This is a genomic window from Rheinheimera metallidurans, assembly GCF_036983985.1.
GTDB classification, from domain to species: Bacteria; Pseudomonadota; Gammaproteobacteria; order Enterobacterales; family Alteromonadaceae; genus Alishewanella; species Alishewanella metallidurans.
In genome coordinates this window covers 1,078,678-1,102,947 of sequence record NZ_JALAHQ010000001.1, presented here as the reverse complement: position 1 = coordinate 1,102,947, position 24,270 = coordinate 1,078,678, and the positions used below count along the sequence as shown (strand labels likewise).

Annotated in this window: 25 protein-coding genes, 1 pseudogene and 1 riboswitch; of the genes and pseudogenes, 14 read left to right on the top strand and 12 right to left on the bottom strand. The window is 43.6% G+C overall.

The window, feature by feature from the left end; all coding sequences use genetic code 11:
- The first annotated feature begins 2 nt into the window (after nucleotides 1-2).
- Genes MN199_RS05195 through MN199_RS05185 form a run of 3 tightly spaced genes read left to right on the top strand, consistent with a single transcriptional unit; the run spans nucleotide 3 to nucleotide 3,161 of the window.
- Nucleotides 3-2,612, top strand: a complete 2,610-nt coding sequence (locus MN199_RS05195) for an intermembrane phospholipid transport YdbH family protein (protein WP_335738637.1) — start codon at nucleotides 3-5, stop codon at nucleotides 2,610-2,612.
- On the top strand, nucleotides 2,609-2,797 hold the full coding sequence (locus tag MN199_RS05190; RefSeq protein ID WP_132583035.1) for a YnbE family lipoprotein: 189 nt from the start codon (nucleotides 2,609-2,611) through the stop codon (nucleotides 2,795-2,797). Before MN199_RS05195 ends, MN199_RS05190 begins: the two co-directional genes overlap by 4 nt.
- A 10-nt stretch (nucleotides 2,798-2,807) precedes the next feature.
- The gene (locus MN199_RS05185) at nucleotides 2,808-3,161 is read left to right on the top strand and encodes a YdbL family probable chaperone protein (RefSeq protein ID WP_132583033.1); all 354 of its coding nucleotides are present in this window, start codon (nucleotides 2,808-2,810) and stop codon (nucleotides 3,159-3,161) included.
- Between the two features lie 60 nt (nucleotides 3,162-3,221).
- Here the strand turns inward: MN199_RS05185 and MN199_RS05180 are convergent, their stop codons facing one another.
- Nucleotides 3,222-3,554: a DUF1840 domain-containing protein gene (locus MN199_RS05180; protein ID WP_132583031.1), complete on the bottom strand. Its 333-nt coding sequence runs from the start codon at nucleotides 3,552-3,554 to the stop codon at nucleotides 3,222-3,224.
- Nucleotides 3,555-3,738: 184 nt separating this feature from the next.
- Nucleotides 3,739-3,834, top strand: a riboswitch (cyclic di-GMP riboswitch).
- A 129-nt stretch (nucleotides 3,835-3,963) separates the two neighbouring features.
- On the opposite strand from MN199_RS05180, the gene MN199_RS05175 reads away from it, so the two are divergent.
- Nucleotides 3,964-4,335 (top strand): DUF3718 domain-containing protein, encoded by a 372-nt coding sequence (locus MN199_RS05175; protein WP_335738636.1) that lies wholly within the window; start codon nucleotides 3,964-3,966, stop codon nucleotides 4,333-4,335.
- Nucleotides 4,336-4,397: 62 nt separating this feature from the next.
- On the opposite strand, the gene MN199_RS14770 is transcribed toward MN199_RS05175, so the two are convergent.
- The 4 genes and pseudogenes from MN199_RS14770 to MN199_RS05160 form a co-directional block, all read right to left on the bottom strand.
- Complete coding sequence (locus tag MN199_RS14770; RefSeq protein WP_418338074.1) at nucleotides 4,398-4,799, bottom strand: NAD-binding protein; 402 nt, start codon at nucleotides 4,797-4,799, stop codon at nucleotides 4,398-4,400.
- Between the two features lie 153 nt (nucleotides 4,800-4,952).
- Nucleotides 4,953-5,948 (bottom strand): annotated as a pseudogene (locus tag MN199_RS14765) (cation:proton antiporter domain-containing protein); the annotation flags it as partial.
- Between the two features lie 59 nt (nucleotides 5,949-6,007).
- Complete coding sequence (locus MN199_RS05165; protein ID WP_132583025.1) at nucleotides 6,008-6,556, bottom strand: MgtC/SapB family protein; 549 nt, start codon at nucleotides 6,554-6,556, stop codon at nucleotides 6,008-6,010.
- Between the two features lie 3 nt (nucleotides 6,557-6,559).
- A complete protein-coding gene (locus MN199_RS05160) occupies nucleotides 6,560-6,811 on the bottom strand; it encodes a DUF1289 domain-containing protein (protein ID WP_132583023.1) in 252 nt (83 codons plus the stop codon).
- 147 nt (nucleotides 6,812-6,958) lie between these two features.
- On the opposite strand from MN199_RS05160, the gene MN199_RS05155 reads away from it, so the two are divergent.
- Nucleotides 6,959-10,129 carry an amidohydrolase family protein gene (locus MN199_RS05155; protein ID WP_335738634.1) on the top strand — a complete coding sequence of 1,057 codons (3,171 nt, stop codon included), beginning with the start codon at nucleotides 6,959-6,961 and terminating at the stop codon, nucleotides 10,127-10,129.
- A 61-nt stretch (nucleotides 10,130-10,190) separates the two neighbouring features.
- Here the strand turns inward: MN199_RS05155 and MN199_RS05150 are convergent, their stop codons facing one another.
- From MN199_RS05150 to MN199_RS05135, 4 genes are all read right to left on the bottom strand, one after another.
- Nucleotides 10,191-11,654 (bottom strand): FG-GAP repeat domain-containing protein, encoded by a 1,464-nt coding sequence (locus MN199_RS05150; protein WP_335738633.1) that lies wholly within the window; start codon nucleotides 11,652-11,654, stop codon nucleotides 10,191-10,193.
- A 122-nt stretch (nucleotides 11,655-11,776) separates the two neighbouring features.
- Complete coding sequence (locus MN199_RS05145) at nucleotides 11,777-12,580, bottom strand: DUF1338 domain-containing protein (RefSeq protein ID WP_335738632.1); 804 nt, start codon at nucleotides 12,578-12,580, stop codon at nucleotides 11,777-11,779.
- Nucleotides 12,581-12,624: 44 nt separating this feature from the next.
- Nucleotides 12,625-13,653 carry an arginine N-succinyltransferase gene (astA, locus tag MN199_RS05140; protein ID WP_335738631.1) on the bottom strand — a complete coding sequence of 343 codons (1,029 nt, stop codon included), beginning with the start codon at nucleotides 13,651-13,653 and terminating at the stop codon, nucleotides 12,625-12,627.
- A 3-nt stretch (nucleotides 13,654-13,656) separates the two neighbouring features.
- Nucleotides 13,657-14,862, bottom strand: a complete 1,206-nt coding sequence (locus MN199_RS05135; RefSeq protein WP_335738630.1) for an aspartate aminotransferase family protein — start codon at nucleotides 14,860-14,862, stop codon at nucleotides 13,657-13,659.
- Nucleotides 14,863-15,027: 165 nt separating this feature from the next.
- Here MN199_RS05135 and MN199_RS05130 point away from each other — a divergent pair, with 165 nt between their 5' ends.
- The 9 genes from MN199_RS05130 to MN199_RS05090 all read left to right on the top strand — a co-directional run bounded on the left by MN199_RS05130 (nucleotide 15,028) and on the right by MN199_RS05090 (nucleotide 20,723).
- Nucleotides 15,028-15,456, top strand: a complete 429-nt coding sequence (locus tag MN199_RS05130; protein WP_132583013.1) for an Lrp/AsnC family transcriptional regulator — start codon at nucleotides 15,028-15,030, stop codon at nucleotides 15,454-15,456.
- Nucleotides 15,457-15,688: 232 nt separating this feature from the next.
- Entirely contained in the window at nucleotides 15,689-16,627 is a 939-nt protein-coding gene (locus MN199_RS05125; RefSeq protein ID WP_335738629.1) for an AbiTii domain-containing protein, read from the top strand.
- A gap of 66 nt (nucleotides 16,628-16,693) precedes the next feature.
- Entirely contained in the window at nucleotides 16,694-17,131 is a 438-nt protein-coding gene (locus tag MN199_RS05120) for a GNAT family N-acetyltransferase (RefSeq protein WP_132581118.1), read from the top strand.
- Between the two features lie 95 nt (nucleotides 17,132-17,226).
- Nucleotides 17,227-17,784 (top strand): GNAT family N-acetyltransferase, encoded by a 558-nt coding sequence (locus tag MN199_RS05115; protein ID WP_335738628.1) that lies wholly within the window; start codon nucleotides 17,227-17,229, stop codon nucleotides 17,782-17,784.
- A 98-nt stretch (nucleotides 17,785-17,882) separates the two neighbouring features.
- Nucleotides 17,883-18,101, top strand: a complete 219-nt coding sequence (locus tag MN199_RS05110; RefSeq protein WP_335738627.1) for a DUF6500 family protein — start codon at nucleotides 17,883-17,885, stop codon at nucleotides 18,099-18,101.
- Nucleotides 18,102-18,239: 138 nt separating this feature from the next.
- On the top strand, nucleotides 18,240-18,377 hold the full coding sequence (locus tag MN199_RS05105) for a hypothetical protein (protein WP_019676112.1): 138 nt from the start codon (nucleotides 18,240-18,242) through the stop codon (nucleotides 18,375-18,377).
- A 415-nt stretch (nucleotides 18,378-18,792) separates the two neighbouring features.
- On the top strand, nucleotides 18,793-18,957 hold the full coding sequence (locus MN199_RS05100) for a hypothetical protein (protein WP_335738626.1): 165 nt from the start codon (nucleotides 18,793-18,795) through the stop codon (nucleotides 18,955-18,957).
- A gap of 102 nt (nucleotides 18,958-19,059) precedes the next feature.
- Nucleotides 19,060-20,205, top strand: a complete 1,146-nt coding sequence (locus MN199_RS05095) for a serine hydrolase domain-containing protein (RefSeq protein ID WP_335738625.1) — start codon at nucleotides 19,060-19,062, stop codon at nucleotides 20,203-20,205.
- A 14-nt stretch (nucleotides 20,206-20,219) separates the two neighbouring features.
- Entirely contained in the window at nucleotides 20,220-20,723 is a 504-nt protein-coding gene (locus MN199_RS05090) for a DUF3916 domain-containing protein (RefSeq protein ID WP_335738624.1), read from the top strand.
- A gap of 102 nt (nucleotides 20,724-20,825) precedes the next feature.
- Here MN199_RS05090 and MN199_RS05085 read toward each other — a convergent pair whose 3' ends face one another.
- From MN199_RS05085 to fghA, 3 genes are read right to left on the bottom strand one after another with little or no spacing between them, the layout of a single operon-like run.
- Nucleotides 20,826-22,796 (bottom strand): bifunctional metallophosphatase/5'-nucleotidase, encoded by a 1,971-nt coding sequence (locus MN199_RS05085; protein ID WP_335738623.1) that lies wholly within the window; start codon nucleotides 22,794-22,796, stop codon nucleotides 20,826-20,828.
- Between the two features lie 22 nt (nucleotides 22,797-22,818).
- Nucleotides 22,819-23,232, bottom strand: a complete 414-nt coding sequence (locus tag MN199_RS05080) for an HIT family protein (protein ID WP_132582999.1) — start codon at nucleotides 23,230-23,232, stop codon at nucleotides 22,819-22,821.
- A gap of 48 nt (nucleotides 23,233-23,280) precedes the next feature.
- Complete coding sequence (gene fghA / locus MN199_RS05075) at nucleotides 23,281-24,129, bottom strand: S-formylglutathione hydrolase (protein ID WP_132582997.1); 849 nt, start codon at nucleotides 24,127-24,129, stop codon at nucleotides 23,281-23,283.
- Nucleotides 24,130-24,270 lie beyond the last annotated feature (141 nt).

Here is a 24,270-nt window from a genome sequence, read left to right as displayed (position 1 = left end):
CAATGCGTCACTGGCCTAAAGTACTGCTAACAATGTTAATACTCGTTGTACTGCTTTTTTCTGCAGGCTACTGGTATTGGCAAAAAACACTGCAGACTTTAGCCATACATAACCTGCAATTTGGCATAAAAACCCTTAGCCTACATCAACTGCAACTTAAGCATTTAAGCTTTGAGCTAGAACAACCTGCAGTAAAAGCTGAACTTAATGATCTTGTAATACGTTGGCATTTTCCGTCGTTATTTCGCCCTACTCTGCAACAGATTAGCCTTGGCAGTGGCAAAGTAATACTTACACAGTGGCCGCGCTCGGCACCAGATAAAGACCCACTAGCAGAACTAAACTATAGCTTGCCAAGCAACTGGCAAATACCAACTCAGTTCCCGAAGCAAATAGATATAAAGCAACTGATGCTCAGCCTACCTTGCCCAGCAGGCCAGTGCGATTATCTATTAGCTGCGCAGCTACAAATAGCAGAGCAACATTTACGTTATCAGTTGTATGGTTATGACGCTGCTAATGCGGACATACTAAGGTTAAACCTGCAAGGTGATTACCAAACCGTACAAGGCCTACCCTTACTTAATAGCCAATTAACGTTTGATGATAGTATTAGCCTAAATTTAGCACAAACCTTGAGCCAACAAGTTGGTAAACAACCAGAGCTGTTGCATACAAGCGGCAATATAACGCTGCAAATAGCCCCGCCATCTCCATGGTTATTACAACAAATTAGCGCTTGGCAACTCGAATTACCCGCGGATGCCGTTGCACAATTTACTGCTCCGGTAACACTCAACAGTGATTGGCAGTTTGATTTACCTAAGCAACTCGATTTAATCAGTATTAGCCAACAAGCTAGTGGTAACGGACAACTAACCCTTCATTTACCCTCACCGCTGTCAGTGCCAGGCATTGGTCAATTACAAGGTCAGCTGCAACTAGAAATAGGGTTAAGTGATGGTGAACTAAGCCTTTATAAATTAAACAGCGAGCTTGCACTGCTGCAGCCAATACTGCCTGATGCCTTGCAACAAAAAGGTATACAAGCTGACATTGTTAATATTAGGCTTTATGCCGATGGTAAAACTAAGCCACAATTCACGGCGTTGCCAGTACAGGTGAGTATTAGCTCACAAGGCGCCACTAATATTTCGTTTAATAGTGCTGCAATAATTAACCTTATACCGCCGCTAAGTGCAACGCTGCAACACAGTGAGCTAGCGCTGCAGCAGCAAACATTTACCCCTACACCACAAACTAGGCTGGAACAACTCAGCTTACACAGTCAGTTTACTGCCAATTGGTTAGACGATAGCTGGCAACTTGATATAAAAACTGCTCAGCTCATTTTACAACACCTGAGTGTCAACGATATCAGTGCTAAAACAATCCAGTTAGATATATCACCAAGCAAATTCAATGGTGATAGTCAATTTCACCGTATCGATTTTAAAAGCCAGATCGCGCTGACATTAGGCAGTATTAAGCAGACAGAGTTATTAACACAAAGCTGGCAGTGGCAAGCGGATATTAGCGGTAAATTAGACCTTACTACTGCATCGCAACATGCATTAACGGTTAACGGCGCACTTAGCAACCATGCTAATTTAGGTATTAATCATCAACTAGAGTATCAAAATAAGCAGTTAGAACTTAACTGGCAACTTGATGAGATGTTTTTATTGGCGGGTAACCCGTTAATGGCCTCTTTTACCAGTTGGCCAGCGTTATTAGAGTTTAGCCGAGGGCGAATGAATGCTAGCGGTAGTCTTCACTATACTGACTCTTTAAAGGCCCAAGCTAACCTTAATTTATCCGGTATAAGTGGTATTTATGATCGCAGCTTATTTAAAGACTTATCAGCCGAGCTTAATCTAAACTACGATGCCAATGAAATCACGCTTACTACCGAAAACACGACATTAAAAGAAATAGATCACGGGGTAGTCGTTGGCCCATTAAAATTAGCGGCTCAATACCATGCCTTAGCTAGTGCCCCCGTCGCCGGTAAATTGACCGTTACTCAGCTGCTATTACAAGCCATGGGCGGCCAAATAACGGTGCAGCCAGTAACTCTTGACCTAACGAAAGAGCAACAAGAAGTGATATTGCAGTTAAGCCAGATCAACCTAGCTAAGTTACTGCAACAACACCCCACTACCGATTTAACCGGTAATGGCCGTATCTCAGGTACTGTTCCCTTACTTATTAATCGCAGTGGCGCAACCATAAAAAATGGTCATATTGCCGCAGAAAGCCCAGGTGGAGAACTACAATACCGCCCTACTGGCGCAGAAAACATGGCGGCAGGTAATTCAGGCATGAAGGTAGTATTAGATGCATTAAACGATTTTCATTACTCAGTGCTGGCCAGTGATGTAAGCTATAACAATCAAGGCCAACTTATATTAACGCTTAACTTGCAAGGCAGTAACCCTGCGTTGGAAGGTGGTAGAGCGATAAACCTCAATATAAATTTAGAGGAAGATATACCCGCATTGATCACCAGTTTGCAATTAAGTAGCAAAATCAGCGACAAAATTAAGCAACGGGTACAGCAACGCATACAACAATCAAGCGCAAACCGCGCTAATGGAGCTAAACCATGATCCAACAATTAACAGCCTCAGCCATGCTGGTACTGCTACTTGGCGCCTGCACACCTAAGGTGCAAGTAGCGCTGCCATCCGAGCCGATTAACATTAATTTGAATGTTAAAATTCAGCACGAAATTTTTATTAAAGTCGATAAACAATTAGATGAATTGTTCAGCGACGACAGCGGTTTATTCTAAGGAGCCCAAGATGAAATTAATGACTAAAGTAAAAATGCTGTTGTTACCGGCCCTGTTTGCACTTAGCTTGCCGGTGCTAGCCATGAATTTGCAGCAGGCTATGGCAACGTTGGGGCAAGCGAAAGCTCAAGGTTTAGTTGGTGAACAAGCTAACGGCTACCTAGGTGCAGTGACATCGAATGCGGATGCCAACGACATCGTTAAATTAATTAACGATGCAAGACGCGCTGAATATAGCCGCCTAGCTCAGCAAAATAATATTGCCGTAGCCGATGTAGAAGCCATGGCCGGTAAAAAAGCGATAGAACGCACTAACTCTGGACACTTTATTTTACTTGATGGCAAGTGGGTAAAAAAGCCTTAACTCTATAAGTTTATCTTAATAAAAACGGGTAGCACTAATGTAGCGTTACCCGTTTAACTTTTACTCCCATTGTACTGGACACTGTTTTTTTACGGCCTTTTGTAGCATCTCAAGCAAGGGTTCAGCGCGCACATTTAAACTAATGTAGGCTTTTGTTGTAGCCGAGGATACCCGCTGTTCCGCCAAATTTTCATTTTGTTTTACTTTTTCTTGTTCTTCTCGTGCTATCTCGGCTAGCCCGTGTTGTAGTTTAGCCAGAGCCGCAGCTACATCCTCAGCAAACAGCGCAGAAGGTACTTTGTCATCTCTTCCCATTAACGCTAGTAGCTTAATAGCCACATCTTTAAAATAAATTAAATTACCACTGGCTTTAGTTTTAAAGGTAACGATCATAAGTACTCCAAATTTAGCGATAACAAATAGTGTATTTACTATCTAAATGCTGCGTTGCGGTTAATTGTAGCGTTAAATGAAGTATTTATAACGACTATATGTAAACTATCTACGCTTTTGAGGTATTAACCGCTTAATAATAAAATTAAGCTTGCATAAAAAACCGGCACTATTTAAAATGTTAACAATCGAAAGGCAAGTCATCCGAAAGGGTGTACACGCAAAGCTTCAGGTCTAAGGGTTGCCATAGTATGGCATCTACGATAGCTGGGCTGCCGTCGCAAATGCGATGTTTATTCTGCTCCGTCAGAGTTACTCGACATGCTGCATGTCCTTTCGCGATAAGTACTTTAAATAATTGAAATTACTTAATTATTGATTGTGAAATAACTCATTTTGGAGCACGACTATGAACGCAAAATTACTTTCTTTAGCTACGATCATCGCAGCAACTTCATTTATCAGCACTCCAGTTGCAGCTGACGAACAGCTGGCACAATCTATTTGTTCTTATGTAGCCGCTGATAGCAAAAACAACCTGCGTAAAACCTTAGCGGATAACCGCTTACGTTTACGTAACGTGTATGACGGTATCGTTTGTGATGGTTTACCATTAGTTCGTCATGCTATTAAGCATAATGCTGCAGATGCTGCTGGCTTTATTATCAGCCAATTACCTGGTAGCCAAGTTGCTGCGTCAGGTGACGTTGAATGGGCAGCAAGCAATGGCTTTGGTGCATCACCTATTATCGCTGCCATCAAAGAGCGTAGCGCTAGCTAATACGCTGAATATATAAAACAAGGCGCCTAATGGCGCCTTGTTTGTTTCTGCTTTATGACTAACTATGCACTTTTATTAAAGCAATGTTGTTTTACGTGTTCGGCAATACCCACACCCGCTTCTGACATGGTTAAATAGGTTTGGTCTGCACCAGCAGCAATAATATCTCGCGCTTCATCATCATGCATACTATGCGAAACAATAAAGCCTTTAAAACCAGCATCACGCAATTTTCTCGCAGCAATCATTTTTGCCTCAACATCATTCATACTCAAAATGACGGCTTCAACAGCACCAAAGTTTAAGCCCTGCCAAAATATCTGATCTTCTGCGTCAGCATAAAATATATTAATACCCTTACTTTTATGTTCCAGCACTTTAGCTGGATCTGAATCCATAGCAATAATATTACGCTTATCTTCAAGATAATGATAAGCCGCATTACCCGTACGGCCCATGCCCATAATGAGTATTTCTGCTTCGCCTAGAGATATAGGTTGCTCATCAGGGTGATGAATATTGCGTTCGAACTTTAATAACCTATTACATAACCGGTCATATAACGGATGGGCAAAGCGGTTTAGTGGCGCTGAAATAACAAAAGAGATAGCAACCGTTAACGCCAACGGAATTAGCCACTGCGGCAACACCACGCTAGCAACAATAAGACCAAACTCACTGTAATTAGTTAGGCTTAAACTGGCTAAAAATGCACTACGTGCCCGAAGTTTAAAAAACACCAATAACAAGAAAAACAGTAGTGCTTTTATCGGTAACAATAGCGACATAACACCGGCAAATAGCCATGCATTGGCATCGGGTAAACCATCAATACCAATTTGTAGAAAAAACCCAACTAAGAAAAACTCTTTAATACTCCATAATGATTTCGCCAGCTCGCCTGCACGGGGATGTTTTGCCAATATTGCGCCAAACACCAAAGCACCAAGCTCAGAGCTTAAACCAACCATTTCAAAGCCTTGGCCGCCAACCACTAATGCCAGCATTAAACCAAACAAAATAAGTAAATCTTCATGGCCGCTAACATCAAGCAATTTATATAACACTGGCCGCAGCAAAGGTAATAAAAACACCAGTAACGCCCAAGGTGAAGGCGCAGTGCCGTTAGCAATGCTCATTACTAATAATGCTAGTAAATCTTGCATAATTAAAATGCCGATGGCAACTCGGCCATGAAAGGCGCGTATTTCTCGTTTACCTTCCAACACTTTGGCTGCTAACACCGTGCTAGAGAACGCTAAGGCTACCGCCAGTAATAATGCCTGATATAGGCTAACATCAAAAATAAACAGTGCTGCGGGTAAAGTTAAAACTATTGATAACCCGAAATGCAGCATGCTAGTACCCAGCACTTCAGACTTACCTAAACTGCGGACATTAAGCTTTAAACCCACAGTAAATAGCAGTAGCAACACACCTAAATGCGCAACGTGATGAATAATGTCGTTACCCTCAGACGGGTAATTTAAATCGGCAGAAGTAGCCGATATGACAAAGCCTGCTATCAAATAACCGATTAGTGGCGGTAAACCTATAGCTCGGACCAATAAACCAAGAGAAAAAGCAAAACCTATCCAGACCGCTTCAAGCATTTATTACCGTTCCCTTTTATATCAATTCAATATACTAACCTAATACCGTTGCTGCTGAGTTAATGTGGATCATCAATATCCTGAGGTTTCGGCTTGTCACTCTTGCGTCGGTTAAATAAACCTCCATAGCTGCCGTTTAGCCATTCACTATAGGTGCGATGTACACCACGACGCAGTGCTGATGAAGAATTCTCTAGTAAATCAATGCCCGTAAGTACACCTACCACCAATATCGAGAGTTTTATTCCCACTAGCTCAAAACCAATACCAATACTTACGCCTATCGCGGCCAGCACCCATATTGTTGCTGCCGATGTTACACCAAGCACCATGCCGTCTCTGGCTAACATTACCCCTGCGCCTAAAAAGCCAACGCCGGTTATAACCTGACCAATAATACGTGACGGATCAGTCATCTCACTGTTAATAGACATAGAAGCAGCAATAAACACATAAGTGCCCATAACAATAAGAATAGAGGTACGAATGCCGGCCGGTTTACCGCGCAGTTGCCGCTCAATTCCGATAATAAAACCACTGACTAATGCTGCACCAAGAGCCGTCCAACTAAAAGGATGAATACTAAAAATTAACTGCCAGTCCAACATACACTATCCTTTTAATAAACTGATTTGCAATTTAGCGGCTTGCCATTCAGCTTGCGTAATTGGGCTGGTTTTCGCATCAGGTATATTTTGTAACATAGGGTCTTGTTTTCTCTCAATAATTTTTTCTAAAATCAGTAGGTTTTCGTCATCAGGCCGCCTACCCCAGCCGACGATTTCCGTAATATGCCGATAACAGCCGACACAAAATTTATCGCTGTTAAGCCGACAACAAGCGACACAAGGTGACTCAATCACAGCGCTCTCCTAAACTTATCGACTATTACTATGCTTCTAACGCAAGCCGCTTTGAATAACTTAACTCTGTTGTCAGTTTATGTCACTCTGAGTTAGCTGCATATAAATGATAACTAAAATAATATTAGAACATACGGGAATAGATCTATGAAACCATTTGCGCCGTCACTGCTGGCATTGGCTATTAGCAGTTTTTTTCTACACGCAGAAACAGATAAAGCACCAGCTTGGGATGTTAATGCGCCCCAAGGGCAATTTGAAACGGTAAACATCAACGTATCTCAAGGTAGTTGGATGAATATTGCCGTTAGCCCTGATGGCAAAACCATTGCCTTTGATCTATTAGGTGATATTTATACCATGCCAATTACCGGGGGTAGCGCAACACGGTTAACCTCGGATATTGGTTGGCAAATGCAGCCGACCTTTAGCCCTGATGGCAAACACATTGCCTATACCAATGATGAAGGTGGTGGCGATAACATTTGGCTAATGAATGCTGATGGTTCAGCGCCTCGAGCTGTCACTAACGAAACCTTTCGTTTATTAAATAGCCCAGCTTGGAGCCCAGATGGCGAGTTTTTGGTCGCGCGTAAGCACTTTACTGCGAGTCGTTCACTCGGTGCCGGCGAAATTTGGCAATATCACAAAACCGGTGGCACAGGCATTATGCTTACCAGTCGAGATAATGATCAGAAAGATTTAGGCGAACCAGCGTTTTCGCCAGATGGTAAATATGTTTACTTTTCACAAGACGACACACCGGGTAAAACCTTTCATTACAGCAAAGACTCAGAAAGCGGTATTTATAAAATAAAACGTTTTGAGCGTGAAACCGGAAAGTGGGATGTAATACTAGATGGCGAAGGTGGTGCAATTCGCCCAACTCCCTCACCCGATGGTAAATACCTCGCTTATATTCGTCGGGTAGATTTTCAAAGCACACTGTTTTTATATGACTTAACCAGTGGCGAACATATTAAGCTGTATGACGGTTTAGACCGTGACATGCAAGAAACCTGGGCTATTCATGGTGTGTACCCTAGCCTAAGCTGGACCAAAGACAATAAGGCCTTATTATTTTGGGCTGGCGGCGAAATTAAGCAGCTAAAACTAGCGGATAAAAAGGTTACGACCATTCCGTTTAGCGTTAATACTGATAAGCAAATTCAAACAGCGGTACGCGTTAAGCAAGACCTAGATAAAACCCAAGTTGATAGCAAAATGCTGCGCTTTGTTCAGGTATCACCCGATGGCAAACAAGCGGTGTTTAGCGCACTAGGCCAGTTATATATTACCGATATCGACAACCCTAAACCTAGACGCTTAACCAAACAAAGTAGCGATTTTGAGTTTTATCCGCAGTTTTCGCGTGATGGCAAACAATTGGTTTTCGTTAGTTGGAATGACAATGAACAAGGTGCGGTAAATCTACTTAACTTACGCAATGGCCGCATCACTAAGCTAACCAACGAGCCAGGCAAATACGTTGAGCCGGTATTTAGCCCAGATGGAAAAACCGTGGTTTACCGTAAAACCGGGCCAGGTGGTTTATTAGCAAAACAATGGTCGTTAAATACCGGTTTATATAAAATCAGTAGTAATGGTGGTACACCAGAGCTGATTAGCCGTAATGGCTATAACCCAATGTTTGGTGCGCAAAGCAATGCCGTTTATGCCATGAATTACGGCTCAGCACCGAGTTTAATTCGCATTGACCTTACCAAGCTAACACAACAAACTTTATACACCGCCAAATTTGGCACTGAATTTAAACTATCTCCTGATGGCAAATATTTAGCCTTTGCCGATCGGTTTAAAGTGTTTGTTACGCCTTTTACTGAGCGTGGCAGCGCCATTGATATTAGCGGTAACGATAAGCAATTTCCGGTTAAACAACTGTCAGTGCGCGCTGGTGAATACCTTAGCTGGAGCAGCAATAGCCGCAATCTATACTGGAGCCTTGGCCCTGAGCTATACCATACTAGTATTGAAGGCTTATTCGACTTTACTGACAAAACCGATTTTGCCGCAAAAAATGGCGTTAATTTAGGCTTTAGTGTGCCTGCCGATATACCAAATGGCGTAGTTGCTTTTGTTGGCGGTCAGGTCATCACCATGAATGGCGACGACGTTATTCAAGATGGTATAGTCATAGTAGAAAACAATAAAATTAAAGCCGTAGGAAAGCGTGGCGACGTTGTGGTGCCAAGCAATGCAAAAGTAATGGATATAAGTGGCAAAACCATTATGCCAGGCTTTTTTGATGCTCACGCACATGGCTCGCAAGGTAGCAACCAGTTAATACCACAACAAAACTGGCAAAACTACGTTGCGTTAGCATTTGGTGTTACCGCATCGCATGATCCGTCTAATGATAGCCGTGAAATATTTACCGCTAGCGAAATGCAAAAGGCCGGCATTATTGCCGGACCACGTCTTTTCTCTACCGGCACAATATTATATGGCGCCGAAGGTGCCGGTTATACCTCGCATATTGATAGCCTAGATGACGCTAAATTTCATTTAGAACGTTTAAAGAAAGTTGGCGCATTTAGTGTAAAAAGCTATAACCAGCCACGACGAAACCAGCGTCAACAAGTGATTCAAGCCGCGCGTGAGCTGGATATGATGGTGGTGCCAGAAGGCGGTTCATTAATGCAACATAACCTGAGCATGGTTGTTGATGGCCACACTACCGTTGAACATTCATTACCGGCAGCAGCAATTTATGATGATATAAAGCAGCTGTGGCAAGCCAGTAAAACTGCGTATACGCCAACATTAATTGTCGCCTATGGCGGTATTTGGGGCGAAAACTACTGGTATGATAAAACTGAAGTGTGGAAGCACCCTAAGTTACAAAATCTAGTACCTCGTGATCAGCTCGCCGCTCGTAGTATGCGCCGACCTAAGGCGCCAGATAATCATTACAATCATTTCTCGGTCGCTAAAGTAGCCAAGGAATTGTCGGACTTAGGCGTCGTAACTAATATTGGTGCCCACGGTCAGCGTGACGGTTTAGGTGTGCATTGGGAAATATGGATGTTTGCTCAAGGTGGCATGAGCCCACTAGAAGCGCTTAAAACCGCCACTATCAACCCAGCAAAAACCTTTGGTATGGACCATCAGCTAGGCAGCCTTGAGGCCGGTAAACTCGCCGATTTAATTGTTATTGATGGCAACCCACTAACTGATATTAGGGTTAGCGATAAGGTAAGCCATACTATGGTCAATGGTCGGTTATTTGACGCCAACACCTTAGATGAAATAGGCCTTCGTAACAAAAAACGCCAAGCATTTTTCTTTGAAAAATAACTAACGGCATTTCCTAACAAAAAAGCTAACCACCTGCGGTTAGCTTTTTTTATTATGGGTATTAGCTTTTGTCAGAGGTGCTATTTAACAATAATATAAGCCGATTGCCTTGTTGCTCATTATCTTGGCCTGAGAAGGGTAAAATAATATCTTGTTTATTATCATTGTTTACATCAACAACCTTTACTTGCTTAGCATCACGCGGCAAATCAACACTTAGCTCGACGCTGCTGCGTTGAAATAAACGTTTGTTATCAGGTAAATAAAATTTCAATTTAGTTAAGCCATCACCAATGAGCAAACTGCTTTTTCCGTCATTATGTAAATCTGTCAGTTGCAGCAATGGCATATCAAAACGAAAGTTACCAATACTAACGTCAATAGTTGCGCGTTGGCGAAAGTCAGCTTTAGTTTTGTAACGGCGCTGTTCATCTAATAAATAAAAATCGACATCTAAATTCGCGCTGCCGCGCAGTAGCACTCGAATAATAGTGCCTACGCCAAAATGGGTGCTGGTAATATAAAAATCTTGTTTACCGTCACCATTAATATCACCAATTCTTACCTCTAATGGTGATGAATCCGTATTAATAGTGGTGTCAGGTTGTGCTGAAAACCTAAGGCCTGTTGCAGTTTTTTCGCCAAAATGTACGCGAAAGCTATTCTTGCGCTCTAACGCATCAATAAACTGCTCACGATTAACCACAATATCCAACACGCCATCGCCATCAATATCAGTAATTTTATTTAAGCTATCAATGTGCTTACCAGCATAGGTACTACCTGCATCGTTACGTTGATCGCTTTGCTGCTCTGTCGATAAACTTACCGGCCAAGCTAAGGCCTGGGCGTCGGTTAAAAACGCCCCATCAGACTGTTGCAAAAAAGCATAAAACTGGCCTTGTTGCACTACGACGATATCGAGTAAGCCGTCCATATTGGTATCTAGCAGATAGTAAGGACGGGCTTGATAATTTAGGCCTTTATTCCAGCTTTCCAGTAAGGCTGGCGTTTTAAGCGCATAGTGCACAAACTGGCCATCGGGCTGCTGCCGATATAACTGTAAATGATTAAAATCGGGTATTAAAAAATCACTTAATTCAGAGCCCAAATGAATAACAAAATTATGCTCACGCAAACGGCTTGGGTCTAAAACTCGGTATAACGAACTGCTGGTTACTAGAGGTTTAATGGCTCCATTTTCCGCCCGCAAGCTTACGCCATCGGTTGTAAGAAACACCAACTGCTCAGCAGAAATATTCGCTAAAATGGCACTAGAAAAAAATTGTGCGTTATTGGGTATATCAATAGGCGTCACGCTAAAATCAGCAAGCGATACCTGGCTTAACCAACGCTCAAACTGGTTAAAACCTGATACCAACAATTGTTGTTTTTTCGGCAAAACTAATAGACTGCCATTGGCCGGGTGCGCTAAGGGTATGTCTACTTTATCAAAACGTACCTGCTCTGCCGCAACACTATGCATAGCAACAAAAACGAAACCAACAGCGAAACCTGCACGCATTATTATGAGTAACTCAGTAAAATACAGTGTAGAACTAATAACATGACGTCAATGTTTTTACTAGTACAACAAAAAAGCCAGCAATATCTTGCTGGCTTTTGCATTAATTAACCGCTGAACAATTAACGCGCGTTAGTGCTTTCAAAAATTTTGTCGGCTGATGCGGCAACAAAACCGGTATACAACATACCATTGCTCATGGGGTAACGACGGGCAAACTCATAAAAGCAACTTGGAATAGTTGCGCTGCAGTCGCTAAATTGCACAGTATGCAAATCGGCCAAGGTAGAGGTTTGCTCAAGGTACACCTCTGGTGTGCCTTTAATTTCGCCACCTGAGGTATTAAGTAAGAAGCCCGCTTGTTTTAGCGCACTATTTACTTGCTCTAAGCTGTCATAGCTTTCTAAATCATTCACGCTTACGGTAAAGTGATTCGCGCGATAGCCCCAAGCTGATACCCAAGCTGCGTATTCGCTTTCGGCTAATAATTTTTCATAGGTGGCTTGGCTTACTTGCCAATGCGTGCCGCTATATAAAAAATTATCTGCCGTTACGGCTTCTGCTGGAATTTGCTCAACTAATGCCGTGATAGTTTCACGCAAATAATCAGAACATTTATCTAGCAATAACTCAGAAATAAACACCTTAGGTAGGCTGCGATCGGGATGTTCATAATGCTTGGCATATAACTTTTTTGCTTCAAAATGATATTCACCGCACTCTTCATAACCCAGCGCTTTAAAATGCGCCGCTAACTTTTCTAAGCCCACTTTTTCTAAATTAAACGTGCGCAGCGCAATATGATCATTAATAATATCTTGTTGCTGCGAACTGCCTAATAAACGGTGCACGTTTTTGGCAGATGGAGTTACCGCTACATAGTCTTGCCATAAGTTGGCAAACAACACTTTTACATCAGTATGCATTTAAAATCCGCCTTTACGTTTATCAGTTGTTACTTGTTGGGCCGTTAGGCCTTGTCTAAAACTATAAATCTTGCCATATCGCCATCGCGCAGCTGCAGTGCAGCGGCAAATTCTGCACTTAACAACAGTAGCTCTTGCTCAGCGTCATACTGCGCTTCAGTGCTAAAGCTGGCACGAAACTGCTGCAATGAGGTATTGGCAACCGCCAAAGTTTGCTCGCCTTGCACGGCGGCAATTTTCACTGGCACTTTTTTGCTTTCAGCTACCGATTTAATTTGCTTAAGTTGCGCTTCAACCGTTGGCCCAGCGTCAAATAAATCGATATAGCCTTTATGAGTAAAACCTTCATTTTCTAATAAGTTAAGCGCCGGCTTAGTGTTTTGATGCACTTGGCCAATAACCTCTTGTGCACTTTCTGGCAGCAACCCCACATAAATTGGGTGGCGTGGCATTAGTTCAGCAATAAAGGCTTTTTTACCAATGCCAATTAGATGATCGGCGGTAGTAAAATCGATAGTTAAAAATAGCTTTTGTAACCAGTGCCAAAATGGTGGCTGGCCGTCTTTATCAGCAACACCGCGCATTTCAGCAATAACCCGCTCACTAAAACGCTCTGGATACTCTGCCATAAACAAAAATCGCACTTTAGATAAAAAGCGTCCAGCATGGTTACGGCGGTAATCTTCGCGTAAAAACAGCGTACAAATTTCTGATGCACCGGTGTAATCGTTACATAGCGTTAGTGTTTTTAGCTGATTAAACACATTTAGCTCAGCGCTGTGGTGAATAACCGTATTCTGCTGAAAATGGTACAGCGGCGTGCCAGTGCCCACCGCGGCTTCAATACCTGTGGTACCAACAATTTCACCTGTTTGTGTATCTTCCAACACAAACAGATAACCTTGATCACCAGGTTGCTCCACCTTGGCCGCAAAGCTATGTTCAGCATGCTGAATTTTTTGCTTTAGTCGCTCATCATTTACCGGCAATGAGGTAAAACCCGCGCCTGACTCAATAGCGATAGTTTTAAGCGCGGTAAAATCAGCGGCGTTTATCGGCCGAATAACTAACATGGTTTAACCTTTTACTACGTTAGCTACCGCTGTTTCAAAACGGGCTAAGCCTTCAACAATGTCGGCATCGGGTATAACTAACGACGGTGCAAAACGCACCACACTAGTACCAGCCACTAAGGCCATTAAACCTTGATCCGCCGCGGCAACCATAAAGTCGCGGGCTTTACCGCTGTATTCTGGTTTTAATACCGCACCAATTAACAAGCCGTAGCAACGCACTTCAGCAAATACATGGTGCTTAGCATTAATTTTCTCTAAACCGTCGCGGAATAATTGCGCTTTAGCTTTTACGCCATTTAATACTTCAGGCGTATTTACCGTATTTACTGCAGCAAGGCCTACCGCACAGGCTAATGGGTTACCACCATAAGTAGAACCGTGCGTACCCACCACTAAATGCTTAGCAATGTCAGTAGTGGTTAACATGGCACCAATTGGGAAACCGCCACCTAAGGCTTTAGCGGTAGTTAAAATGTCAGGCGTTACGCCATAACCCATGTAAGCGTACAAATCGCCAGTACGGCCAACACCCGTTTGCACTTCATCAAAAATAAGTAAGGCATTGTGTGCATCACACAGCTCACGCACGCCTTTAATAAATTCGGCAGTAGCGGCTAATACCCCGCCCTCGCCTTGAATTGGCTCTACCATTACCGCACAGGTATTGTCATTAATAATGGCTTTTAAGCTAGCCAGATTATTAAACTCGGCGTGTACTATAGCTTCAGGCTTAGGACCAAAACCATCAGAATAAGCAGACTGACCGCCTACGGTTACAGTAAAGAAGGTACGACCGTGAAAACCTTGCTTAAATGAAATAATCTGATCTTTTTGCTCACCGTATTTGTCTTTAGCATAACGACGGGCCAGCTTTAACGCCGCTTCGTTGGCTTCCGCGCCAGAGTTAGCAAAGTACACTTTTTCCGCAAAGGTAGCGTCTACTAACGCTTTAGCTAATAACAATGCCGGCTCGTTAGTCATTACGTTAGATAAGTGCCAAATTTTATCCGCTTGATCTTTTAACGCGCCAACTAATGCTGGGTGACAATGACCTAAACAGTTAACAGCGATGCCGCCGGCGAAGTCGATAAACTCAGTGCCATTTTGATCCCACACGCGTGAGCCTTGGCCTTTTACTGGAATAATTTTTGAAGGTGCATAATTGGGCACCATTACTTCGTCGAATAAGCTTCTTGAAACTTGCATAAATACCTCACTGTTACAGTAGGAAGAGCCCAGCCTTTATCAATCTATATAAGTGGCAGGCGCGAAAAACGTGCCCTATTATATTGCTCAGGGCTGTCATATTGCAGTATCATTATCAGCAATTTAGCTAGCAAGCACGCCAATTTAACGTAAGGATTAATCAAAATGATAAGCAAGGAAGATGAAAAGCTATTAGCTGTGTTAAAACACCAAGCGCGTGCCAGCATTTCAGATTTAGCCCGCATGCTAGATTTATCCCGCTCTACCGTGCAAACCCGCATTGCCAAGCTAGAGCAAAGCGGCATAATTAAAGGCTATTCTGTCGATTACGGTGAAGACTATTTAGCCTCTTTGGTATCAGCCCACGTAAGTATTAAGGTAAAGCAAAAGCTAACCGCCAAAACCAATATCGAGCTAAAGCAAATATCACAAGTCGCCGCACTATATGCCATCAGCGGCGAATACGACCTCATTGCTATAGTGCAAGCGCAAAGTACCGAGCAGTTAAGCCATATTCTTGACGACATTGGTAATTTAGACGGCGTAGAACGCACTAACTCGTCGGTTATTTTAGAAACTAAATTTAAGCGCTAAATGCAGTGCGGCTTTATTAAGCCACTGCATTAAACCACTACTGCCGAGTGAGTGTTGTTAGACTGACCTTTCCGCATTTGTCGCCACCACAAAACCTGCTGTACCTATAACCTATTGTACTTAAACAATAACCGATGTAATGTCATCACACTATATTTACAAAAGCGGAAAACTCCGTGTTTAAATACGGATCTTTCCGCCCAATAAGCGTTAAGCGTCAAAAGGAGAGGTCGTGGCAGACCAGAGTAGATCAGAACACATTCTTGAATTGGCTAAAGAGCTTCTGGATGACATTGAGCTAAGTCGTACAAGTGCAGAGAGCTTAATTTTAAAAGCATCAAGATTAGCTAGATGGGTTGGTTCTGAAGAAATCCGCTATTGGCTGAAGCTCGAAATGGGAGGCTATAACGGCTCTAATGAAATATCAATAAAATATATGGGAATCACAGGTCGTTGGTTAAATAGGGAGAAACAAACTGGATACTGGGGGCCGCTTGCCCAACAAGAAGCAGCCATAGAAGCTGAGAAAGCAAAACTCGCTGCACTTCGTACTCCAGACTCAAGTGGTGAATGGGCCAGTGTCGCAATTGCCAATGTAACCAACGCAATGACTCAGGCAAGCAACAACATTTCTAGATTGAGCGGAATTAGAACCAGAGTTTTGGCGCAACTGCACGCGTTTGTTAGTGAAATATATTACGAAAAGCAGTTTGATAGTTTGTCCGAATCTATCTTTGAGAGATACAAAAGCGACGTAGATAGCCTAATCGCTGAATCGTGTGGGGATGTTCTTGAACAAATTCCATCTGTAATGAGCCGCCTAGCAGAAGGCGATCAAGAGGCAATAAGTCAATCACTTACAACTTGTCGCAGAGTTATAGATTCTTTCGCAGATAGTATTTTCCCTCCATCAGAAGAAACTATTGAAATTGGCGGCAATCAACTGTCATTGGCAGCTAATCGACACCAAAACAGGATTAATGCCTATATTCATCAGCGGATCGACAGCAATACAAGGAAAAAGAGATTCCGCCAAAATTTGGCCAACCTTTATGACCGGGTATCTACTGGCGTCCACAATGAGGTTACTGTAGAGGAAGCAAGAGCCTTATTTTTAAATACGTATCTGCTCATAGGTGAAATCTTGCACCTTCCGAGCAATGACGCTTAACAAGGCGCTCAAGCAAGGACGCGCTAACGCGCGCCGCTTAGCTTGGCGTTAGAGCTAAGGAAAGTCATGAGTATCACACTGGAAGAAGTTACTAGTTCAAATTATGAAGCGGTTTGCGACTTGGATGTCACAGATGAGCAGCAGGAGTATGTTGCCAGCAATATGTGGTCGCTAGTTGAATCACATTATTGCCAAGGCCATACCTGCAGAGCAATATACCAGAACGACATCCCTGTAGGTTTTTTTATGTGGGTATCTGAAACGCCTGAGAAAGTATCTATCTGGCGTTTTATGGTTGATCAGCGCTATCAAAAAGCAGGGATTGGTAGAGCGGCTTTAAATTTGGCTTTAAATGAAATCAAAGCTTGCGACAAAGTAAAAGAAATAGAAATTTGCTATGACCCTGAAAACCCAGTGGCCAAAGATTTTTACTCAAGTTTTGGCTTTCAGGAAGTGGGTTTGGATGAAGATGGTGAAGATATGTTGGCAATAATCAAGCTGTGAGCTCTAACAATCGCCAGCACAACGCGCCTGCGGCGCTCGACTCGCAACAAGTTGCTCGCGTGTGTGGCGGGCGTTATGTTGAAAAAGGAATTTAGATGGTATTTCCATCACTAGAAACTGATCGGCTATTACTTACGGAACTTCGTGTTGATGATGAAGCTGATCTGTTCAAATTGTTTTCCAATCCATCTGTGGTCGAATACTACGATTTAGATGTGTTTCGCGAACATAGCCAAGCAGCCAATTTGATTAGCCTTTTTAAATCAAGATATGAGGAGCAGCAAGGTATCAGGTGGGCAATCCGGTTAAAGTCATCTGGTCGATTGATCGGCACCTGCGGCTTTAACTCGTGGAGCAGCAAAATGCATAATGCCGTCATCGGTTATGACCTGCTTCCTGAATTTTGGCGACAAGGTTATTCCTCAGAAGCTGTTCGCGCCATTATTAGTGCTGGATTTGCAGGAAAGCTTCCGTGTGGTGAATTGCATCGAGTTCAAGCAGATACAGTTCCAGGTAATCGTGCCTCTGAATCATTGCTTCGTCAGCTTGGATTTAAAGAAGAAGGGCTTCGGCGTGAGTGTGGATATTGGAAGAATAAGTATCATGATCTCAAATGTTTCGGCTTGCTCCGTTCAGAGTTCATTACAACATAACAATCCGCGTCATTCGGGGCCTTCAGCCCCTGCGACGCTCACGAGTTCGCGCGCATGCGCGGGGCGTTATGTGATCAGCCCAATGAAGGAATACTGCTTTGCGGAAAGAACTTAGAGAAAAAATTGTCGAAGTATGTGATTTAAAAATCAACAAAAAGGGCACGACGGTCGGGCTGTCGTTTTACGCGTTCTTCAAGAATAAAAACGATCAGCCAGAGGTTCTCATGGAAGCGGCTCGGTGGTGGATAGAAACTCACAAATTGGATCACTTCGAGAAAGCGGTGAAGATCAAAGATATGGTTCTAGCCGGTGTCTAGTCTTACCTTCAAATCACATAACAAACGGCTGTTGTCGCCCCTTCGTGGCTGGGACGGCCTTTCCGCCGTTGCGCGGCTACAAGTCCGCCCCAAAGCCGGGCGTTATATTCACCTCAAATCATAATTACGGAGTTACACATGAGTAAAAATTTAAGAAAAACAGCTGCATACACTGCTTTGGTTTTAGTGCTTGGGTGTGTTGCATTTTACGCATCAATGGAAGATTACCAGAAAGAGAATTTTTCAAAGTTAGTCAGCCAAACCTTTTCAGGATAGGCTTTTGCTGGATTAACTAATTGTATTTTTTTAAAGCTTTTTGCATGGGTGCATTTAAAATAGCAAGTGAACATAACAAAAAAATCTTATCGCCAGCAAAAAGCGCTGGCTGCGACGTCAACCCGCTGCGCGGCTTTCCGCGCTAAATTTGGGCGTTAGGCATTCACTAGGAGGCTCCATGAAATCGTTGAAAATATTGGCTTTGATCACTGCAAGCACATTACTACCTGCGTGTTCCGATGGTTCATCCTCGGCCGCACCCTCGCAGTCGCAAGCCACTCCCGTAGTAGAGGGTGAGTTAATCCCAAGGAGCATGTCAGAACAGGCCAGCTATTACTTGATCACAAGCGAACCTGATGGGGAGTATGTGCGGACCGTACACAGTCGTATTAGCTCTTCTAGCCACGGATATTCGGTGACACGTATTGATTGTAGTAATCGACGTTACCAAGACTTGGGTTATGGAGAAGACCGACAATCCAATATCAAGATGTACGACAATGTTCAGTGGGCCGAGCTAGTGTCAGGTTCAAGTAAGGACGATTTAGTAATTTTTGCCTGCAACCGTACGCAGCAGTAATTTTGCCTAACAAAGTCATAAACTTTGCGCGCAAAAGGCGCGCGCCGGACGCCTCCTTCGGAGTCGCCGGTTATGAACGGCGTTAGGTAACTTAGGAATATTATGTATCGGATAGCTATTTTTTTATTTGTCCTATTTCTTTCAGGCTGTAGTGGCGTGCCTGACTGCCGTAATGTGTCTTCAATCATTCAGTTGGACAACGAGATTATCACTAATTTGGCGGGTGAACTTCAGCGAGAACACATGGCGGGTACTTTTGACGGGTTGGTGCTGGTTGCTGAGGGTAATACTGTTTTATTTAAAAGTACTTATGGTTGTGCAGACAGAGAAGGCTCCGAAAAAAATAGTGTCGCCGCTATCTCTGATATGGGGTCAATTGCGAAAACGTTTACGGCAGCCGCAGTGCTACAACTTGCCCAAAATGAAAGGTTGCAACTTTCCGACACGATTGGAGATTTTTATCCAACGGCACCCGATGAAGTAAAGCTGATAACAATTATGCAGCTCTTGGGGCATTCAAGTGGTTTGGATAACTTTCATAATGATTCTGACTTTGAATTAATGGATAAAGCTCAGGCTGAAAGCAGAATCTTAGCTATGCCGTTAATTGCGAAGCCGGACGAGAAAATTGCGTATTCTAATGCAGGTTATACCCTGTTGGCGGCTATTGTCGAGAAAGTGAGCGGTCAGTCATTTCAAGATTACGTTCACGACAACTTACTTGTTCCGTTAAATTTGAATAACACCGGTTTCTATCAAGATCAACGAATTTCAGTCCACAACATGGCTCGTGGATACGGCGGCGATGATCAAGGCAGTACCACTTTTGAAAAAGGGTTAACTTGGGCGCTAGTTGGTGCTGGGGGCATGGTTACGTCAATTGATGATTTAGCTATTTGGTCTGCTGCACTTAAAAATGGGACAATATTCTCCGCTGGGTCGTCAAATCCAGTTTTTACTGAAGCAAATGAACGGTGGTTGTTAGGTAGTTTAGCTCAGGTCGAAATCAATGGTGAACCGATCATTCAGATGGGGGGCAGCACTGACTATGGTTACACCGCTCTGATTCAGTTTGTTCCGAATCGAGATCTCTTGATCGTTCTCTTGCTAAATGCACACGATAGTAAATATAAAAATGCAACGCACCATCGTCTAAGTAGAAATCATATATTGCCCATATTGATTGGCGAGGGTGTAGAGTTACCTAACAATTCAATGCAGCCGACCGCTGACGCGCCGGCTGATTGAGGCGTTAGGCCTTTATGAGGCAGATCGCTGTTAGCAATAAAAAATTAAGAGGTATACCTCGTCGCCTCCGGTCTCTGGAGAAATGGGCTTCACGCTTTGAAGGATTATCACGCCCTCAATCGACATCAAAAGAAAAGTATTTCAATTGGAAAATTCCAATCCACTCAGCACTTGTGGAAGGCAACCAAACAACCATTGAAATCCAAGCATTTTGCGTTATGCAACTTTTGAGAGCGGCGAAATATTTAGCTGACGCAGCTCCTGACAATCCAAAAGGCTATTATCGGGTAGCCTGCTTGCTTACATGGCCTTGGTTACACCGGAGCGAAGTAACCATTTTCTACAGCCAGGATTACTACAAAGGTTTTCTTGGGGAGCAGAATTCACTCGCACCAGAGCGTATATCTGAAAAACTAGGGTTGCTGCTACCACAAAGCCTTATCGAACATGGCCACGATGTTACACAACCGGATGACGAGACAACTGTTCAATGGTGGTGCCTTGGCCAACAGGCCTAACAACAGGTTCAGGCCAGCGCGCAGTATCACTGTTGGCAGGTTAAGTTTTTAACTTCGCACAGCGGTGTAATTGTTAAGTTTGGCCAGTGTGGCAATGCCGCTTTATTGCTCTAGTGTCACTGTCGCTTGCCTCGGTTTTTGCCAAAGCTCTGGCTTGGCGGTTAAGTAATCAATAAAGGCTTTGGCAGCGGCTTTGCAATCAGTGCCCTCAGCTTTGCACGGCAAGTCTTCTACCGTTTTGTATTGCGCTTTATATGATGTGCTGCCGCTGCTATCTTGTGTGGCATTAACCCGTATTACAGCAAATACACTGGGTTGCTGCTGTTGTAAAATAATATCTAGCCGGTCGCTATGTTGCTGTTGTATTTGCTGTAAATGTTGCCAGCCATCGTTACCATCGGCTAAGTAACTGGTGGTAGCCATGGTGTATGTAGTATCAGGCTGTATGTCTTGCCACTTGCCATCTCGCCATACTTGTAGCTGGGTTAAGCTAGCTTGGCCTGCTGCGGTTTGCTTGGCGATATAACGCAAATTACCGCTATAGGGATATTTTCCGGTGTGCGCGCCTGGCGCTAAGCTGGCACTAATAATGTCGGTTAATAGCGCGTTAATATCCGTGCCACTAATACTCATAACGGATAAAGGCGTATCAAACGGCAGTACTTCTAGGCGAATATGCCCTTCATACACAGTACCTGCCTGTAATGGTGCGCGAATATTACCTGCGCCAATTAGCGCGAAATCAACCTGCCGGCCAGTTTTCGCTTGTAGCTGAGGTTGGTTTAGCCAAAAGGTAATGCCGTCAGCAATATAACCCGCCAGTTCAGAGCCATGCTGGTTGCTACCGTCGGAACCGGGTAAGCGCACATGCTGAATGAGTTTATCGGTATAGCTAATTGCTGTGCCATAAGCTTGCTGCACCGCAGGTAAGTACTGCGTATTTAAGACGTTGCGCAGGGTTGCGTCTTCTTTAACTATTGCAGTGCGGGGTAAAGCCGCAATATAGCGCTCAGTTTCGGCTTGTTGATCTGCAGCTATTTTACTGTTTGCATCGCGCTTTGGTGCAAGATAATAGTCATTACTGGCTAATATTGTATTATTACCGGCGCAGCTTAGTAGCTCACCAGCGCGGTTAAATTCAAGGTTTACCTGCCCTATTGCTTGGGCAAATTCACCGGCTTGTACCACACAGGTTTGGCCGTTACCGTCGGCATTAGTAATTAGCTGCGCATAGGCGCGCTGCGTGCCTAAATGCCAATGGCTAAAATCGCCTAGTAAACTATGCGAATGCCCGCCAACGATAGCGTCAATGCCATTAACGGCAGCCGCTAACGCTAAATCGCGCTGATTTCCCAAATGCGTTAGGGCAATAATATGCGTAACGCCCATTTGGTTTAGTGCATCAACCGTGCGCTGTGCGGTGATAATTTCATTGTTAAATACCAGCTTGCCAGTATTAGTTGCTATGGCTCGCATATCCTCTAGCGCTAAGCCCAATACCGCTACTACCTGCTCGGTATTTGCGGGGTTAATATTCGCCACTGGCTTAAGCTGATTATGCTGCAAGATAAATAACTGATAGGGAAGTAAATTAACGGCGTTACTTAACAAGGGTTCCGCTTGGCTATCAATATTTGCGGCTAACAGCGGAAAGTTAACTTTAGCAATAAAATCAGCAAGCTTGGTTAGGCCTATGTCGAATTCATGGTTGCCCATTGCCATGGCATCAAGCCCAAATCGATTGAGCATATCGATATTAATTTCTTGCTCAAATAACTCAAAATACGCGCTACCTTTAAACGCATCGCCGCCATGTAAAAACAGGGTTGGCGTGCCCTGCTTTGCAGCTTGTTGGCGTAATTTATTCGCTTGCGTAAGTATGCGTGGATGGCCGCCAATATAAGTGTACAGCGCCTGATTATCGACATCGGTAACGGTGGCTGGGCTAGGGTCAAAATGCGAGTGGGTGTCATTAATATGAATAATACTTAAACGCAGCGCCACCTCTGGTGGCGGCGTTGTGCTACAGCTTAGTAATAATGCTAACGAAAAGAGTATCGAAATAAATCGCATAAAGAGCTGCCCAAATAATTATCTATAATGCGGCACTAATTTTTACCGCTAACGCTTTAATTTTGTCCATATCGCCCATTGCCGAGCCATGGCCCTTTAATTTCGATAAGTGCTCGGGTATTAAATGAAAATGCAAATGCGGCACTGTTTGCCCTGCAGCACTGCCATTGAGTTGCATTAGCACTACGCCTTCTACGCCTAAAGTTGACTTTAATGCCGACATCACTTTTTGTACCGTCGTCATTGTATGCGCCAGCATATCAGCAGGAATATCTAATAAGGTTTCAGCGGCAAATTTGGGAATAACCAAGGTATGGCCATCGGCCTGCGGCATAATATCCATAAATGCCAGGGTATATGCATCTTCATACACTTTAAAACTAGGTATTTCACCGCGTAAAATTTTGGCAAAAATATTGTTGGTATCGTAATTCATTGCATCATCCAATTAGCAAGCGCTGGCAGGTAACGCCAACGCATCGGTTTAGGTTAAGTATTTGGCATGAAAGCGTAAATGTTGTTCAATAAAGCTGGCAATAAAATAGTAGCTATGATCATAGCCCTGCTGATAACGTATTTCTATATCAGTATTATGTTGTTTGGCCGCAGTGATTAAGCTATCAGTGTTTAACTGATCCGGCCAAAAAGTATCTGCTGTGCCCTGATCAACCAAAATTGGTAAGGGTTTTTCAGTAGCGGCTAATAGCAAAGAGGCATCATATTGCTGCCATTGTTGCTTATTGTCGCCTAAATAGCCGGTAAAAGCCTTAATACCCCAAGCGCAATTAATCGGGTTGCAAATGGGTGAAAACGCAGAAATGCTGCTATAGCGTTCTGGATTACGTAAACCAATAACTAAGGCACCATGGCCGCCCATAGAATGACCGCTAATAGCCCGCTTGTTTGATAGTGGTAATTGCGCCTCGAGTAACTGGGGTAGCTCGGTTACAATATAATCATACATTTGATAGTGCTTAGCATAAGGTTCGGCTGTGGCATTAACATAAAAACCCGCACCTAAACCAAAATCGTAGGCAGCGTTTTCGTCATCGGCTACGCCGTCACCGCGCGGGCTAGTATCGGGCATGATTAATGCGATACCTAATTGGGCAGCAACACGCTGCGCCCCGGCTTTACTGGAAAAGTTTTCATCAGTGCAGGTTAAACCCGATAACCAATACAGCGCCGGCACTTTCTCTGTTTGCGCTTGCTCTGGTAAAAACACCGAAAACTGCATTTCACAATTTAAGGTTTTCGAGCTGTGCTTAAAGCGGATTTGTTTACCACCAAAGGTAAGTTGTTCGCTTAGTTTAATTAATGTCGAATTTGTCATTGGCTATCCATCACGTAAGTCTCAATATTGTCGGTTGCGATTCCCGCTATGCTCACCACAGCAACTCGCCCTAATGCCTACGGCAGGGCTCAGACACTCTGTGGCTGCGCTAACGGGATCCCAACCTACCCCTATCGTACT

Bases quoted from the DNA above. Each gene is read 5' to 3' on its own strand.
- MN199_RS05195 (WP_335738637.1), top strand. From the start codon at position 3: ATGCGTCACTGGCCTAAAGTACTGCTAACAATGTTAATACTCGTTGTA.
- MN199_RS05190 (WP_132583035.1), top strand. From the start codon at position 2,609: ATGATCCAACAATTAACAGCCTCAGCCATGCTGGTACTGCTACTTGGC.
- MN199_RS05185 (WP_132583033.1), top strand. From the start codon at position 2,808: ATGAAATTAATGACTAAAGTAAAAATGCTGTTGTTACCGGCCCTGTTT.
- MN199_RS05180 (WP_132583031.1), bottom strand. From the start codon at position 3,554: ATGATCGTTACCTTTAAAACTAAAGCCAGTGGTAATTTAATTTATTTT.
- MN199_RS05175 (WP_335738636.1), top strand. From the start codon at position 3,964: ATGAACGCAAAATTACTTTCTTTAGCTACGATCATCGCAGCAACTTCA.
- MN199_RS14770 (WP_418338074.1), bottom strand. From the start codon at position 4,799: ATGGGCATGGGCCGTACGGGTAATGCGGCTTATCATTATCTTGAAGAT.
- MN199_RS05165 (WP_132583025.1), bottom strand. From the start codon at position 6,556: ATGTTGGACTGGCAGTTAATTTTTAGTATTCATCCTTTTAGTTGGACG.
- MN199_RS05155 (WP_335738634.1), top strand. From the start codon at position 6,959: ATGAAACCATTTGCGCCGTCACTGCTGGCATTGGCTATTAGCAGTTTT.
- MN199_RS05150 (WP_335738633.1), bottom strand. From the start codon at position 11,654: ATGCGTGCAGGTTTCGCTGTTGGTTTCGTTTTTGTTGCTATGCATAGT.
- MN199_RS05145 (WP_335738632.1), bottom strand. From the start codon at position 12,580: ATGCATACTGATGTAAAAGTGTTGTTTGCCAACTTATGGCAAGACTAT.
- astA (WP_335738631.1), bottom strand. From the start codon at position 13,653: ATGTTAGTTATTCGGCCGATAAACGCCGCTGATTTTACCGCGCTTAAA.
- MN199_RS05135 (WP_335738630.1), bottom strand. From the start codon at position 14,862: ATGCAAGTTTCAAGAAGCTTATTCGACGAAGTAATGGTGCCCAATTAT.
- MN199_RS05130 (WP_132583013.1), top strand. From the start codon at position 15,028: ATGATAAGCAAGGAAGATGAAAAGCTATTAGCTGTGTTAAAACACCAA.
- MN199_RS05120 (WP_132581118.1), top strand. From the start codon at position 16,694: ATGAGTATCACACTGGAAGAAGTTACTAGTTCAAATTATGAAGCGGTT.
- MN199_RS05115 (WP_335738628.1), top strand. From the start codon at position 17,227: ATGGTATTTCCATCACTAGAAACTGATCGGCTATTACTTACGGAACTT.
- MN199_RS05105 (WP_019676112.1), top strand. From the start codon at position 18,240: ATGAGTAAAAATTTAAGAAAAACAGCTGCATACACTGCTTTGGTTTTA.
- MN199_RS05095 (WP_335738625.1), top strand. From the start codon at position 19,060: ATGTATCGGATAGCTATTTTTTTATTTGTCCTATTTCTTTCAGGCTGT.
- MN199_RS05090 (WP_335738624.1), top strand. From the start codon at position 20,220: ATGAGGCAGATCGCTGTTAGCAATAAAAAATTAAGAGGTATACCTCGT.
- MN199_RS05085 (WP_335738623.1), bottom strand. From the start codon at position 22,796: ATGCGATTTATTTCGATACTCTTTTCGTTAGCATTATTACTAAGCTGT.
- MN199_RS05080 (WP_132582999.1), bottom strand. From the start codon at position 23,232: ATGAATTACGATACCAACAATATTTTTGCCAAAATTTTACGCGGTGAA.
- fghA (WP_132582997.1), bottom strand. From the start codon at position 24,129: ATGACAAATTCGACATTAATTAAACTAAGCGAACAACTTACCTTTGGT.